This window comes from Bordetella trematum (genome assembly GCF_900078335.1).
Lineage (GTDB): Bacteria > Pseudomonadota > Gammaproteobacteria > Burkholderiales > Burkholderiaceae_B > Bordetella > Bordetella trematum.
Genome location: NZ_FKBR01000019.1, coordinates 124,067 through 137,460, shown reverse-complemented (window position 1 = coordinate 137,460; position 13,394 = coordinate 124,067). Strand labels below are relative to the sequence as shown.

The 13,394-nt window shown below is 69.1% G+C and carries 13 protein-coding genes; 4 read left to right on the top strand and 9 right to left on the bottom strand.

The features are described from left to right. Positions 1 to 202: 202 nt before the first annotated feature. From A7V84_RS09365 to pdxR, 3 genes are all read left to right on the top strand, one after another. Positions 203 to 628 (top strand): Lrp/AsnC family transcriptional regulator, encoded by a 426-nt coding sequence (locus tag A7V84_RS09365; RefSeq protein ID WP_025513130.1) that lies wholly within the window; start codon positions 203 to 205, stop codon positions 626 to 628. Between the two features lie 94 nt (positions 629 to 722). Then, positions 723 to 1,493 (top strand): SDR family NAD(P)-dependent oxidoreductase, encoded by a 771-nt coding sequence (locus A7V84_RS09360; protein WP_025513131.1) that lies wholly within the window; start codon positions 723 to 725, stop codon positions 1,491 to 1,493. Between the two features lie 25 nt (positions 1,494 to 1,518). After that, on the top strand, positions 1,519 to 3,024 hold the full coding sequence (gene pdxR / locus A7V84_RS09355) for a MocR-like pyridoxine biosynthesis transcription factor PdxR (RefSeq protein ID WP_025513132.1): 1,506 nt from the start codon (positions 1,519 to 1,521) through the stop codon (positions 3,022 to 3,024). Between the two features lie 14 nt (positions 3,025 to 3,038). Here pdxR and A7V84_RS09350 read toward each other — a convergent pair whose 3' ends face one another. Continuing rightward, a complete protein-coding gene (locus tag A7V84_RS09350; protein ID WP_025513133.1) occupies positions 3,039 to 4,373 on the bottom strand; it encodes an aspartate aminotransferase family protein in 1,335 nt (444 codons plus the stop codon). Continuing rightward, the gene (locus A7V84_RS09345; RefSeq protein WP_025513134.1) at positions 4,370 to 5,449 is read right to left on the bottom strand and encodes a phosphotransferase; all 1,080 of its coding nucleotides are present in this window, start codon (positions 5,447 to 5,449) and stop codon (positions 4,370 to 4,372) included. Before A7V84_RS09345 ends, A7V84_RS09350 begins: the two co-directional genes overlap by 4 nt. A gap of 215 nt (positions 5,450 to 5,664) precedes the next feature. On the opposite strand from A7V84_RS09345, the gene A7V84_RS21765 reads away from it, so the two are divergent. Beyond that, positions 5,665 to 6,057, top strand: coding sequence for a plastocyanin/azurin family copper-binding protein (locus A7V84_RS21765; protein WP_082832961.1), 393 nt, complete (start codon positions 5,665 to 5,667; stop codon positions 6,055 to 6,057). Here the strand turns inward: A7V84_RS21765 and A7V84_RS09330 are convergent. The 7 genes from A7V84_RS09330 to A7V84_RS09300 all read right to left on the bottom strand — a co-directional run bounded on the left by A7V84_RS09330 (position 6,054) and on the right by A7V84_RS09300 (position 13,376). Beyond that, complete coding sequence (locus tag A7V84_RS09330) at positions 6,054 to 6,683, bottom strand: FMN-binding negative transcriptional regulator (protein WP_033535510.1); 630 nt, start codon at positions 6,681 to 6,683, stop codon at positions 6,054 to 6,056. The two genes, A7V84_RS21765 and A7V84_RS09330, sit on opposite strands and share 4 nt — an antisense overlap. A 96-nt stretch (positions 6,684 to 6,779) precedes the next feature. After that, entirely contained in the window at positions 6,780 to 8,093 is a 1,314-nt protein-coding gene (locus tag A7V84_RS09325) for a 3-hydroxyacyl-CoA dehydrogenase (protein WP_063939991.1), read from the bottom strand. A 10-nt stretch (positions 8,094 to 8,103) separates the two neighbouring features. Beyond that, positions 8,104 to 9,255: a thiolase gene (locus A7V84_RS09320; protein ID WP_063939990.1), complete on the bottom strand. Its 1,152-nt coding sequence runs from the start codon at positions 9,253 to 9,255 to the stop codon at positions 8,104 to 8,106. Beyond that, positions 9,252 to 9,665: a Zn-ribbon domain-containing OB-fold protein gene (locus tag A7V84_RS09315; protein WP_033535512.1), complete on the bottom strand. Its 414-nt coding sequence runs from the start codon at positions 9,663 to 9,665 to the stop codon at positions 9,252 to 9,254. The genes A7V84_RS09320 and A7V84_RS09315 overlap by 4 nt, the downstream gene beginning before the upstream one ends. A gap of 11 nt (positions 9,666 to 9,676) precedes the next feature. Next, complete coding sequence (locus A7V84_RS09310) at positions 9,677 to 9,889, bottom strand: acyl-CoA carboxylase biotin carboxyl carrier protein subunit (protein WP_025513140.1); 213 nt, start codon at positions 9,887 to 9,889, stop codon at positions 9,677 to 9,679. Positions 9,890 to 9,900: 11 nt separating this feature from the next. Further along, a complete protein-coding gene (locus A7V84_RS09305; protein ID WP_231940174.1) occupies positions 9,901 to 11,313 on the bottom strand; it encodes an acetyl-CoA carboxylase biotin carboxylase subunit in 1,413 nt (470 codons plus the stop codon). Further along, positions 11,310 to 13,376 carry an acetate--CoA ligase family protein gene (locus A7V84_RS09300; protein WP_063491809.1) on the bottom strand — a complete coding sequence of 689 codons (2,067 nt, stop codon included), beginning with the start codon at positions 13,374 to 13,376 and terminating at the stop codon, positions 11,310 to 11,312. Before A7V84_RS09300 ends, A7V84_RS09305 begins: the two co-directional genes overlap by 4 nt. Between the last annotated feature and the right edge of the window lie 18 nt (positions 13,377 to 13,394).

Here is a 13,394-nt window from a genome sequence, read left to right as displayed (position 1 = left end):
GGCTAAGAACCGGCCGTGCGCAGACGGCCCGGGCAGGCAAGCCGAACCGCCTGGACACCAGGCATGGTAGAGAGATTCGCTGCCAGCGGAAAGAGAGAAGAATGCTGCGTATAGCCAGATTACCGATCAGATTGCACCTGAATATGACGATCTGACAGGGCTGCACTATCATCGGCTTTTCCCTGAAACGCCCTGGAACCGTATGCTGCTCGACCCGCTGGACCGCCAGTTGATCGCCTTGCTGCGCCGCGACGCCCGTCTGCCCATCGCCACGCTGGCCAAACAGCTGGGCGTGTCGCGCGGCACGGTGCAGAACCGCATGCAGCGCCTGGAGCGCGAGGGTGTGGTGGCCGGCTACACCCTGCGGCTGGCCGAACATGAAGACAAGGCCGGCGTCCAGGCCATCACGCTGATCGAGGTGCATGGCGCAGCGACCGATCAGGTCATCGCCGCCCTGCGACGCCTGCCCGAAGCCGCCCAGGTGCACTCCACCAACGGCCGCTGGGATCTGGTGGTGCACCTGAACGCGGCCGATCTCAATGCTTTCGACCGAGTCTTGCGCGAATTGCGCAGCATCGCCGGCGTGGCCAACTCCGAGAGCCATCTGCTGCTGGCGGTGCACCGCTGACCAGCCTCGGCGTCTGTGGCGATAATGGTGATCCCCCCGCGCACGACGCCGCCGCCTTCCGGCCGGCCGGGCAGGCGCCTTAACGGAGACCGTCATGAGCAACACCCAGTTTGATTTCCACGGCAAGGTCGCGATTGTGACCGGCGGCGCGCAAGGCATCGGCCGCGCCTGCGTCGAACGTCTGGCGCAGGCCGGCGCCAACGTCAGCATCTGGGATGTGGACGCCGCACAGGGGCAGGCCCTGGCAGATGCGCTCGGCCAGCAGGGCCAGTTCGTGGCGTGCGACGTCAGCCGCCAGGACGCCGTGCAAGCGGCGCTGCAGGCCACGCTGGCGCACTTCGGACGGGTCGATCAACTGGTCAACAACGCCGGCGTGGTGCGCACCGGAGACTTTCTCGACATCAGCGAGGCCGATTGGGACCTGGTCATGAACGTCAACCTCAAGGGCGCCTTCCTGGTGGGCCAGGCGGTGGCGCGCGTGATGGCGGCACAGGGCAGCGGCGCCATCGTGCACATGAGTTCGGTCAACGCGGTGCTGGCGATCCCGTCGATCGCCACCTACAACGTCAGCAAGGGCGGCATTGCGCAACTGACCCGCGCGATGGCGCTGGCCCTCATCGATCACGGCATCCGCGTCAATGCCGTCGGGCCCGGCACCATCGGCACCGAACTGGCGCAACGCGCCGTGATGGCCGATGAGGCGGCCCGCGCGCGCCTCATGAGCCGCACGCCCATGCGCCGCCTGGGCGAACCCGCCGAGGTGGCCGACGCGGTGGCCTATCTGCTGAGCGACGCGGCCAGCTACATCACCGGAGAAACCCTCTATGTCGACGGCGGCCGGCTGGCGCTGAACTACACCGTCTGAAACGGGCCGACGCCGGTTCTGTGCCATGAAAGAGGTACTGCTTTCCGATCTGCTTGCCGGCGCGCTGTCGCGCGAGGCCGAGCTGCCATTGCAACGCCAGATCTACGAGATCGTGCGCCGTGGCGTGCTGGACCATACTCTGGTCGCCGGCCAGCGCCTGCCCTCGTCGCGCGCGCTGGCCGCTGAGCTGGGGGTGTCGCGCATCACCGTGACCCTGGCCTACGAACGCCTGATCGCAGAGAGCTACCTGAGCACACGCGCCGGCAGCGGCACCTTCGTCGAACACACTGCCGCGCGGCCGCTGCAAGCCACCCGGGGCGTGCGCGCCGGGCCGCAGCCCCCCGGGCTGTCGGCGCGCGGCAACAGCCTGAGCACCAGCGCCAGCGGCCTGGCGCAGTACAGCGGCGCCTTCGTGCCGGGCATTGCCGACGCCAGCCTGTTCCCGTTTCATCTCTGGCGCCGACTGGTGGCGCGCCACCTCGGCAAATCCAATCTGGCGCTATCCGGCTACGCCAGCGAAGGCGCCGGGTTTCTGCCGCTGCGCCAGGCCGTGGCCCACTACCTGCGCCTGTCGCGCTCGGTGGTCTGCGAGGCAGAACAGGTCATCATCACTGCCGGCACCCATCAGTCGGTCGATCTGTGCGCACGCATGCTGGCTCAGCCCGGCGACGGTGCGCTGGTCGAAAGCCCCTGCCACTGGGCCTTCCCGCCGGTGCTGGGCGCCGTGGGGGTGCGCAGCCATGCGGCCCGGGTGGACGAGCAGGGCCTGAGCCTGGGCGCGACCAAGGCGCCGCGCCGCACGCGCCTGCTGATCACCAGCCCTTCGCACCAATACCCGACCGGCGTGATCATGCCGCTGACCCGCCGCCTCGAACTGCTGCAGCAGGCGCGGGCTCGCGGACTGTGGATCCTGGAGGACGACTACGACAGCGAGTTCCGCTATGACGGCGCGCCCATCCCCTCGCTGCAGGGCCTGGACGGCGACGGCCGGGTGATCTACATGGGCACCTTCAGCAAGAACATGTTCGCCGGGCTGCGCATGAGCTATATCGTGGTGCCGCCCCATGTCGCCCAGGCGTTCTCGCACGCCAGCGCCAGCATCTACCGCCCCGGACACCTGCATCTGCAGGCCGCGCTGGCGGACTTCATGGCCGAAGGCCATTTCTCGCACCACATCAAGCGCATGCGCATCGAATATGGCGCGCGCCAGGCCTTGCTGCGCGAGGCGCTGGCGCGCCACACCGGCCAGGCGCTGCAGCTGTCACAGGCCAGGGCCGGCCTGCATGTCTACGCCGGACTGGCGTCGGGCATCGACCCCGGCGCGCTCGCCGCGGCCGCGGCCGCCGAAGGGTTGGTGCTCGGCCAGCCGCGCTATCTGCCCGACCACGCCGGCCCGCGTCCGCACGCCCTGGTGCTGGGCTATGGCGGCGTGCCTGCCGGGCAGATCGAAGACGGCGTGCGCGGTCTGGCCCGCGCCCTGGAGCAGGCCGTCCAGACGCGCGGCGTCGCGGCACGCCGCGCGCGGCGCTGACGCCGGCCGGAGGGTCAGCCGCCCAACTGCGCGAGCACCTGATCGGCGGCCGACAGCAGCAGGTCGGCATGCTCCTGCCCGAAGGGCAGTTGCGGACGCAGCTTGAGCACATTGCCGTGCAATCCGGTAGCGCTCAGCAAGACGCCCTTGTCGCGCATCAGGTTCACGAAGCGGTGGGTCTGGCTCTTGGCCGGCGTCCGGGCGTCACGGTCGGTGACGAACTCCACCCCGATGAACAGGCCATCGCCACGCACATCGCCGATCAAGGCATGGCGGGCGGCCAGCTCACGGAAGCCATCGCGCAGATAACGGCCGCTGCGCGCGGCGTTGTCCTGCAGCCCCTCGTCTTCGATGACCGACAAGGTCGCCATGGCCGCCGCGCAGGAAACCGGATTGCCCCCGAAGGTATTGAAGTAACGCGCCTCGCTGCCAAAGCGCGCCAGGATTTCGGGGCGCGCCACCATGGCGGCGATGGGATGGCCGTTGCCCATGGGCTTGCCCATGGTGACGAGGTCGGGCTCCAGCCCGTGACGCTGGAACCCCCACATGCAGCTGCCCGTGCGCGCAAAACCGGCCTGCACCTCATCGGCGATGAACAGCCCCCCGGCCTCACGGATGGCCGCCACCGCCGGCGCCAGAAAGCCGGCCGGGTCGGTGTAGACGCCATCGCTGGAAAACACCGTATCGACCAGCAGCGCCGCCGGCTTGATGCCATGGCGCTGCATGTCGGCGATGGCAGCCTGCACCTGATCCGCGAACCACTGGCCCAAAGTGCCCGGGTCCAGGCGATAGCTGTCCGGCGCGGCCACCGTGCGCGTGTCCAGCCCCAGCGGCACGGCCTGTCCCAATGACGGGGACACGGCCGATACCGACGCCGTGACGCCGTGGTAGGCCAGCTGAGTCACGATCACCCCGGTACCGCCCGTGTAGGCCCGCGCCACGCGCAACGCCAGATCATTGGCCTCGCTGCCGGTGCAGGTGAAGATGACCTGCGACAACGGGTCGGGAAAGGTCGCCAGCAGGCGCTCGGCGTAGTCCAGCACGCCATCGTGCAGATAGCGGGTATGGGTGTTGAGCAGGGCCGCCTGACTGGCAATGGCCTGGACCACGCGCGGATGACTGTGCCCGACCGAGGCCACGTTGTTATAGGCATCCAGGTAGCGCCGGCCGTCGGCCGCATACAGCCAGACGCCCTCGCCGCGCACGATGTGCAGGGGCTGGTCGTAGAACAGGCGGTAGGCCGGGCCCAGCACACGCTGGCGACGGGCGATCAGTTCGCGCTCGGCCGGTGGCAGCGTCCCCGCGGCCGAGGGGTCGAAGGCGTTGAGCATGGCTTTGTCGCGGCTCATGGGGAGTTCTCCGTAAAGGGCTGGCAGGCATCGAGCACGATGGCTTGCGCCTGCGTTCGGGACAGGGCATCCAGGCGCTCCAGGCCGTTCCAGGCCAGGCCATTGTTGCGCAGGATGTATTGACGGTTTTCCGGATGCTGACGCGCCCGCCAGCCGGTGATGAGCACCGTGATCAACAGGCGCGCGACGATCAGGTCCGGCAGGAGCAGCAATTCGCTCTCGGTCAGCGGCAGTTCGCGGTGGTAGCTGGCCAGGCAATCGCGCGCGGCGTTCGACAGCGGGTCGGCGGCGTCATCGAGCTGATAGGCGCAGGCCACCGCAATATCCTGCACCAGCGGCGCGCGCACCATGTCGCCGAAGTCCAGCAACGCGCTGATCTGCGCAGGATCGACGTCATCGACCATGACGTTGTAGGCGTTCAGGTCGTTGTGGATGACCTGGCGCCGCAAGCCGGCCAGCCGCGGACGCACCGCGTCGGCGAAATGTTGAAGATGGCGCTCGGCCAGGCGCCGCCGGCCGGGGTCGTCGACCTGCGGCAGCAGGTCGGCCAGGCGGTCTGCATGCTGCAGATCCCATAGCAGTTCATGATCGGCCATGGGATGGGAAAAGCCCGCCAGCGCCTGGTCAAAGCGCGCCAGAGCCAGACCCAGATGGCGTCGCTGCGCCGCGCTGCGCGGCACGCTGTGCAAGGGGCGCCCCGCCACAAAGGTGATCAGGCGGATGGCGCGCCGCATGCCGGCATCGTCTTCGTGCCAGTGGACATAATCGCCATGGCGGCCGGCCAGCAAGCGGGGAATCGGCACGGCGCCGCCGGCGCGCATCAGCCACAGCTGCGCCTGAGTATGGAAATCGGTCACTGCCGGATCTTCGGCCGGATGGGTGACCTTCAGGACGAAGCGGCGGCCGTCGTCCAGCGTCAGGCGGAAATTCTGGTCGCGCTCGCTGCTCAGCACATCGGCGCGGGCCTGCAGTCCGTAATGCTGCGCCGCGAGTCCGGCGGCATCCTGCGGGGTGAGCCTGGGCGGCCCGGCCGCAAACAAGGCCTGTCCCGTGCTGGTGGAATCCGTCGGGCTCATGCGTGACGCGCCCGGAATGCGGTCGGTGTCATCCGGACGGGAAATCCGGCGCCCGCGGCGGCAAGGGTGCGCGCCTTCGGAACAGGGGTCAGTGCTGGCATGTTGTCTCCTCGGCTCGTGGGCCTGCGATGGACAACGATGATAGGTTCGGGTGGCGCTAAAGCCGATAGCCACTATGGACTATCTGATATAGCCACTTTTGCGTCCATCGCGACCTGGAGCCGCCAGCCGGGCGCGCGTTCGAAGGAAAGGCTCCAGCCCTGCTGCTGACAGATGCGCTGCACCAGCGACAGGCCCAGACCCAGATTGCCGCTCTCAGGCGCCGCGCCGCTGACACAGGGCGCGCACAGTGCCTGGGGATCCAGGCCGGCGCCGGGCACGACGGGCTCAAGCCCGGCGACACCCGCTTGCTGGCCAAGACGCCCATGCTGGGCGGGCAGGAAACCGCCACCGTGACCTTCCCCCTGGCCGCATTGACCGCCGGCCAGCCCTACACCTGCTTCTGCGCCTTCCCGGCGCATGCCGCGCAGATGCGCGGCACGCTGGTGGTGGGCGGCGAGCTGGGCCACCCCCATGTGCATATCGACGGCCTGATAAAGCCCGCTTAGCGCGACAGGGCGGCAAGCATGGCCGCCCCCAGCGCAGGGTTGTCGCCCTCGCCGGCCAGGGCCGTCGCCGCCGCCTCGATGTCGCGCCGCGCCTTGTTCTGGCTGAGCTTGAACTTGCCTTCAAGCGCCGTGATCTCGATGCTCAGGCCCACGATGGCGCTCAGCATGCGGTCGATATACGCCGGCGCGCTATCGGTCATTTTCCAGGGCAGCGCCTTGCCGGCCTCATGACGGCGCGTCAGACGGGCCACCAGGCCGCGCACATAGCGTTCGTCGTCATGGATGCGCACCCGCCCGCGCGCGTGCACGACGCGGTAGTTCCAGCTCGGCACCTGCTCGTGCGTCTCGTGCTTGCTCGGGAACCAGCCCGGCGAGATATAGCCCGCCTCGGCGCGAAACACCACCAACACCTCGTCGCCATCGGCCAGCTCCTGCCAGACCGGGTTGGCGCGCGCCACGTGACCATGCAGCACCCCGAGCGTGGCGGTGCTCTCCAGTTCGAAAGGCAGATGATTGGCGTCCAGCGCGCCCCCGGCCTGCGTGACCAGCACGCCCAGCGGGTGGGCGCGCATCAAGGCATGCAATTCGGCCGTGTCGGTGACCTGGAAATGAGAAGGAAGATACATGGCGGCCATCCACAGCGAAGAATGGCCTATTGTCGCGCCGGCCCCGGCTGCCAGACAGAGCCAGGCCGGCGCGATCTCAAGGTGCCACTGGCGTGCTCAGCCGTAGCGACGCAGCACGCTGGCACCCTCGCGGACCAGTTGCTGCAACAGCGGCGCGGGCGCCAGCGAGGCATCGCCCGAGGCCTGCGCCATGTGCGCCAGCCGCTCGCTGATGCGCGCCAGGCCGGTCTGGTCGGCGTAGCGCATGGGCCCCACACTGGCGGCCGGCCAGCCATAGCCATGCCGCCAGACCACGTCGATGTCGCTGGCGCGCGCCACGATGCCCTCCTCCAGGATACGCATGCCTTCATTGATCATCGGATAGATCAACTGTTCGTGCATTTCCTGAGGCGAGATCGTCCGGCGCGACACGCCGGCGGCGGCCGAGGCGGCCTCGATGATGGCCTGCACCTGCGGATCGGGCAGGGGCTGGCGGCTGCCTGCCTCGTAGCGGTAATAGCCTTTGCCGGTTTTCTGGCCATGGCGACCCGCCTCGTAGATCGCATCGGCAATCGCCAGCGGCATGCCGCGCGCCTTGCGGGTGCGCCAGTTCACGTCCACCCCCGCCATGTCGGTCATGGCGAAAGCGCCCATGGGAAAGCCGAAAGCGGTCAGCACGGCATCGACATCCTGCGGCAAGGCGCCTGCCAGCAGCAGCCGCTCGGCCTGCTGGGTGCGCGGCGACAGCATGCGATTGCCGACAAAGCCCGGGCAGGCCAGCATGGCCACCGGCTGCTTGCCCAGCGAACGGATGAGCGCCATCGCCTGCCCCATGGACTCGGGTGTGGACGCCCGCGCCTTGACCACCTCGACCAGCGGCATCAGGTGCGCCGGACTGAAGAAGTGCAACCCGACCAGGCGACCCGGGCGCGCCAGCGCCTGCGCGATCTGGTCGATGTCCAGAAAAGAGGTGTTGGTCGCCACCAGGCAGCCCGGAGCCAGCTGCGGCTCCAGGTCACGCAGCAATTGCTGCTTGAGCGGCAGATCCTCGAAGACGGCCTCGATCACCAGATCGCAGCCTGCGGCCTCGGGCAGGCTATCGGCAAGCGCGATGCGGGCACGCGCCGCCCCGGCCTGATCCCCCGTCATGCGCCCCCGACGCAGCAAGGCGGCATAGGCCTGATCCAGGCTGTCGGCTGCCTGCCCGCGCGCGGCCGGCAGGCTCTCCACCAGCGACACATCCAGGCCGCCATTGGCCAGGCACATGGCGATGCCCCGGCCCATGGTGCCGGCCCCCAGCACCGCGGCGCGCCGCCAGGGGCGCTCGCTGTCCGGCCATTGGGCCGCACTTGCGGCCTGCGCCTGCGCCCGTTCGAGATAGGCGGCCGCATCCAGGGCCTGCAGGTCCGGCCCGGTTTGTGTTGAATCCATGCGTCGTCTCCTACAGCGTATCGGCGCGGCCCAGCAGCGCCGTCACCTGGCTGGACAGCTGCCCGCCATTGCCATGCACCAAAGCCACCCTGGCATCCGCGACCTGGCGCGCGCCGGTCTGCCCGCGCAGCTGGCGCACCCCTTCGGCCAGCGCGAAGATGCCGTACATGCCAGGATGGCAGCAGGACAGCCCGCCCCCGTTGGTATTGACCGGCAAGGCGCCGCCCGGCGCGATCCGCCCGTCTGCCACGAAGGCCCCCCCTTCCCCCTTGGCGCAAAAGCCGAGATCCTCCAGGAACAGAATGGGATTGATGGTGAAGGCATCGTAGAGCTGCAGCACGTCCACGTCGGCCGGCGTCAGGCCAGCCATCTCGAAGGCGCGCCGGCCGGAATCGCGCGCTGCCGTGGTGGTCAGGTCCGGCATGCTGGAGATCTGGCGATGCGTGGTGGCCATGCCCACGCCCAGCACGGCAACGGGCTGCTCGCAGACCGCGCGGGCCCGGTCGGCCCGCATCAGGATGAGCGCGCCACCGCCGTCCGTGACCAGGCAGCAATCGCGCAGGGTGAGGGGATCCGACACCATGCGCGCCTGCAGGACATCCTCGACCGAGAGCGGCGTGCGCACGTGGGCCTGCGGATTGAGCTGCGCCCAGGCGCGCGCGGCCACCGCCACCTGCGCCAGCTGCTCGCGCGTGGTGCCGTATTCATGCATGTGCCGCGCCGTCGCCAGCGCATAGCCGGAGATCGGATTGCGCGGCTGGAAGTCGGCCTCCCAGGTCATGCGCTCCGACAGCGACTTGAGCTTGCCGCCTTGCGACTGCTGATCCGAGCCGTAGCACACGCAGGCCACCGTGCAGACCCCCGCCTCCAGCGCCATCAGGGCCGGCAGCAGATGCCCCACGAACGATGAACCGCCGATATTGGTGCCATCCAGATAGCGGGGCTGCAGCCCCAGGTACTCGGCCACCGATAGCGCCGGCATGAACTCCGACAGGGTGGCGGCGAACAGACCATCGATATCGCTGACCGCGATGCCGGCGTCGGCGCAGGCCGCCGATACGCTGCAGGCCAGCTGATCCAGCGAGGTCATGCCGGGCTCGGCCCAGCGGTCGGACGTGCCCACGCCCACGATCGCGGCTCGCCCGCGCAATGCTGCCGTCATACTGCCTCCTGCACATCGAACACCACATTGAGACGCTCGCCAACCATGGCGATGCGGGCACGCACCGGCATGCCGATGCGCACCGCATCCGGCGCCAGCCCCTCGACCCGGCTCATCATGCGCGGCCCTTCCTCGAGCGCGATCAGGGCGACGTTGTAGTCGCCGCCCGATTCGGGCCGGCGCCGCACCACGGTGCTGGAATACACCACCCCACGGCCGCTGACCGGCTCCCAGGCGAGCGTCTCGCGCCCGCTCCAGGGCGAGACGCGGCGCGGATAAAAAAGAAACTGCCCGCTGACCGTGCAGCGCTGCAGGCAAAAACGCCCTTCGGCCAGAAAACGGCGGTACTGCGCTTCGGGCGTGAGCCCGGCGGGCGCGCCGGCCCCGGGTGCAGACGAAGACATCGACATAGGTCCGCTCCTCAACGCAGGGTAGCGACGTCGTCGTCTTCGTTGACCGGTTGACCGACTGTCACCAGCACGGCGTCGATCACGCCGGCCTCTTCGGCCTCCACGGGAATCTCCATCTTCATGGATTCCACGGTGATGATGACATCGCCCACGGCGACCGCATCGCCCGGCTGGACATGTATGTTGGCGACGGCGCCGGACACAATGGATTTGATAGCGTTCATAAAAGATACCTTCAGGAATGGAGGGTTGCCACGGCCCGGGCGGGGTCGGCCAGCACACGGGCGGCCAGCCCGATGTCCAGACGCCCCTCGATGTAATCGGGGCTGTCCAGCACCTGCAGCAGGAAAGGAATGTTGGTCTTGACTCCCTCGACGGCGAAAGCCTGCAGCGCCTCGCGCAGGCGTTGCAGCGCCTGCGCACGGGTCTCGCCGCTGGCGATCAGCTTGGCCAGCAAGGGGTCGTAGAATCGCGGTACCTGGCAACCTTCGGCATAACCGGTTTCCAGGCGGATGCCCGGGCCGGCCGGCGGTTCGAACCGCGTCAGGCGACCCGGCGACGGGAAAAAGCGCCGGGGATCCTCGGCGTAGATCCGCGCCTCGATGGCATGCCCGCGCGAAACCGGCGTCTCCGGCAAGACCGCCTCCAGCCGCTCGCCGGCCGCCAGCCGTATCTGCGCAGCCACGATGTCGATGCCGGTGGTCTGTTCGGTCACGGCATGTTCGACCTGCAGGCGGGTGTTGACCTCCAGAAAGCTGAAGCCATCCTGCGGCGTGTAGAGCATCTCCACGGTACCGATCACGTCGTAGCCGATGCCGCCCAGGATCTGCTCCAGCTGAGCGGCCATGGCGTCCAGCTCGGCTGCCTCGATGCCGGGAGCGCGCGACTCCTCCAGCACCTTCTGGTGGCGCCGCTGCACGCTGCAGTCGCGCTCGAACAGCGCACGCACCTGGCCATGACGATCGGCCAGAAACTGGAACTCGATATGGCGCGGCCGTTCGATCAGCTTTTCCAGATAAAGCGACGCCTGCCCGAAGCTGCGCTGCGCGATGGCGCTGGCCGAGGCCCAGGCATCGGCCAGCGCTTCGGGCGAGGCTACCGGAATCATCCCGATGCCACCGCCGCCGGTTGCCGGCTTGATCAGCACCGGATAGCCAATCGCCCGGGCGGCAGCGGCGACCTGCGCCAGATCGTCGGGCAGGATCTCGGAACTGGGCGACTGCGGCATGCCCCGCTCGTGCATGAAGCGACGCGCGCGGGTTTTCTCGCCCAGCTCGGCGATCCAGCGCGAGCTGGGGCCGATGTAGCACAGCCCGGCCTGCTCCACGCGGCGCGCGAAGTCTGCGTTCTCCGACAGAAAGCCATAGCCCGGATGAATCGCCTGCACCTGCGCGCGGCGCGCGATATCCAGGATGGCATCCTGGTTAAGGTAGGTGGCGGCGGGCTCGTCGCCGGGCAGCAGATAGGCCTCGGTGGCCTCCTTCACGTAGGGCAGACCGGCATCGATGTCGGAGTGCACCACGACCGACTCCAGCCCCAGTTGATGCAGCGCACGCAGCACGCGCGCGGCCACGGCGCCCCGATTGGCGATCAGCACGCGCCGCAAGGGCGCACTGGCCGGGGCGGTCTTGTTGGATTGCGTCATCATTGCTCCTGCGCCGGGATCACCACGGCATCCACCAGCACGGGCGCAGCACCGCGCGTCACCAGCACCGGGTTGGCATCCACCGACACGATCCGTCCGGCCTGCCCGGCGAACCAGTCACCCAATTGCACCAGCATGGCCGCCAGCGCATCGATATCCACGGCCTGCAGCCCGCGCGTGGCGGCAAAGCCGCGCGCCACCTGCAGACGCCCGATGGCCTGACGCGCCTGCGCCGCCGTGAACGGCGCCACCAGGAACTGCATGTCCTGATAGGCCTCCACGAGCACGCCCCCGCGCCCGACCATCACCACCGGCCCGAACGCCGCATCCCAGTGCGCGCCAATGGCCAGTTCGAAGTCCGCGCGCGATTGCTCGGCGACCAGCAATCCACCGAAATCCGCGCCCAGCCCGGCAAGCGTGGCGGCATAGTCATCCCAGGCGGCCTGCCCCTGGGCAGGATCGCTGACATGCAGGCGCACCAGCCCGTGATCCGACTTGTGCGTGACCGCGGCCGATACGCCCTTGAGCACCAGGGGCGCGGCCAGTTCGGCAAAGACGGCTTCGATATCCGCGCGCTGACGGCAGACGCGATGGCGCATGACCGGCAAGCCCGCCCGCGCCAGCGCCGCCAGGCTGTCCGGCTCGTTCCAGGCGGCAGCCGCCTGCGGCACGCCGCCACGCTGACTGCACGACACCGGCACGGCGCCGCGCCGCTGGGCGTAATCGCTCAACAAAGCCAGCCCGCGCACGGCGTCGAACTCGCTGCGAAACACCGGCACGCCGCGCTGCCGGAACTCGGTGGCGACCCAATCCTGCACTGCGCAAACAGCCACCGGCACCCCGGCCGCCGCGGCGAACTGCGCCGTCTGCCCGGCGAAGTAACCCATGTCGTAGCCCTCGCCGCCGATCGGAAAGCCCACAAAGATGCTGTCGGCCGCACGGCTCTGGGCCACGGTATCCAGCACCGCGCCGTAGATGGCCGGCTGCCCCAGCAGAGCCGTGGTCATGTCGATGGGGTTGCGCGCGGCGACATAGGGCGGCAGCACGGCGCGCAGCGCCTGGGCCTGGCCCGGTTCGAAGGCCGCCAGCGCCAGCCCGTTCTGCTCGACCGCGTCGGCCGCCAGCACGCAGGTCGCGCCCGAGTTGCTGATGGCAGCCACCTTGCGCCCAGCGGGACGCTCGCGGCGCTCGAACAACTGCGCGTAGGAGACCAGCTCATCGAAATCACGCAGGCGCACGATGTTGTGCTGGCGCAGAAAGGCATCGCTGAGCGCATCCTCGCTGGCCATGGCGCCCGTGTGCGAACTGGCGGTCTGCTGCCCGGCCTGCGTGCGGCCGGCCTTGACGGCCAGGATGGGCACATCGCGTCGGGCCGACAGCGCCGCCGCTTCGGCCAGCACATCGGCATCATGCAGCGACTCGGCGTACATCAGCACCAGCCGGAGCTCCTCATCGGCCATCAGACCGCGCACGGTCTGGGCCACGGTGATGTCGGCCTCATTTCCGGTGGCGACCAGATAGCGCACGCCCAGTCCCTGGCGGCGCAGGCCGCCATACACAATGGCCGCCCCCGCCCCGCTCTGGCTGACGATGGCGATCGGCCCGTCCTGCGGCGGGCACTCATTGATCATGGTCGAGAAGTTGAGAATCGCCCCCTGCTGGAAGTTCGCCACCCCCTGGGTGTTGGGGCCGAACAGATGCAGGCCGGCAGCCCGCGCCTGCGTCACCAGCGCCTGCTGGGCGCGCAGGCCCTCCTCACCCAGCTCGGCAAACCCCGAGGAATAGATCACCGCGCCCCGGGCGCCGACCTCGATACACTGCGCCACGGCCTGCTCGACCTCGCTGCCGGCCAGGCTGATCACCACCACCTCGGGTGCCTGGGGCAGATCGGCCAGGCTGGCGTAACTGGCGATGCCCTGGACCTGCGCGCGCGCCGGATTGACCGGATAGATCTCGCCGCCGAAACCGTGGCGGCGCATGTAGGCGATGGGGCGCCCGCCCGCCTTGATGGGGTTGTCGGAGGCGCCCAGCACCGCCACGCGGCGCGGACTCAGCAATGCCAGCATGTCGGGCTGGCTGGTCGA

Excerpts from the sequence above, each read along its gene's own strand:
- A7V84_RS09320 (WP_063939990.1), bottom strand. The coding sequence starts at position 9,255 with ATGACGGCAGCATTGCGCGGGCGAGCCGCGATCGTGGGCGTGGGCACG.
- A7V84_RS09350 (WP_025513133.1), bottom strand. The coding sequence starts at position 4,373 with ATGAGCCGCGACAAAGCCATGCTCAACGCCTTCGACCCCTCGGCCGCG.
- A7V84_RS09365 (WP_025513130.1), top strand. The coding sequence starts at position 203 with ATGCTGCTCGACCCGCTGGACCGCCAGTTGATCGCCTTGCTGCGCCGC.
- A7V84_RS09310 (WP_025513140.1), bottom strand. The coding sequence starts at position 9,889 with ATGAACGCTATCAAATCCATTGTGTCCGGCGCCGTCGCCAACATACAT.
- A7V84_RS09325 (WP_063939991.1), bottom strand. The coding sequence starts at position 8,093 with ATGGATTCAACACAAACCGGGCCGGACCTGCAGGCCCTGGATGCGGCC.
- A7V84_RS09360 (WP_025513131.1), top strand. The coding sequence starts at position 723 with ATGAGCAACACCCAGTTTGATTTCCACGGCAAGGTCGCGATTGTGACC.
- A7V84_RS09315 (WP_033535512.1), bottom strand. The coding sequence starts at position 9,665 with ATGTCGATGTCTTCGTCTGCACCCGGGGCCGGCGCGCCCGCCGGGCTC.
- A7V84_RS09330 (WP_033535510.1), bottom strand. The coding sequence starts at position 6,683 with ATGTATCTTCCTTCTCATTTCCAGGTCACCGACACGGCCGAATTGCAT.
- A7V84_RS09305 (WP_231940174.1), bottom strand. The coding sequence starts at position 11,313 with ATGATGACGCAATCCAACAAGACCGCCCCGGCCAGTGCGCCCTTGCGG.
- A7V84_RS09345 (WP_025513134.1), bottom strand. The coding sequence starts at position 5,449 with ATGAGCCCGACGGATTCCACCAGCACGGGACAGGCCTTGTTTGCGGCC.
- pdxR (WP_025513132.1), top strand. The coding sequence starts at position 1,519 with ATGAAAGAGGTACTGCTTTCCGATCTGCTTGCCGGCGCGCTGTCGCGC.
- A7V84_RS09300 (WP_063491809.1), bottom strand. The coding sequence starts at position 13,376 with ATGCTGGCATTGCTGAGTCCGCGCCGCGTGGCGGTGCTGGGCGCCTCC.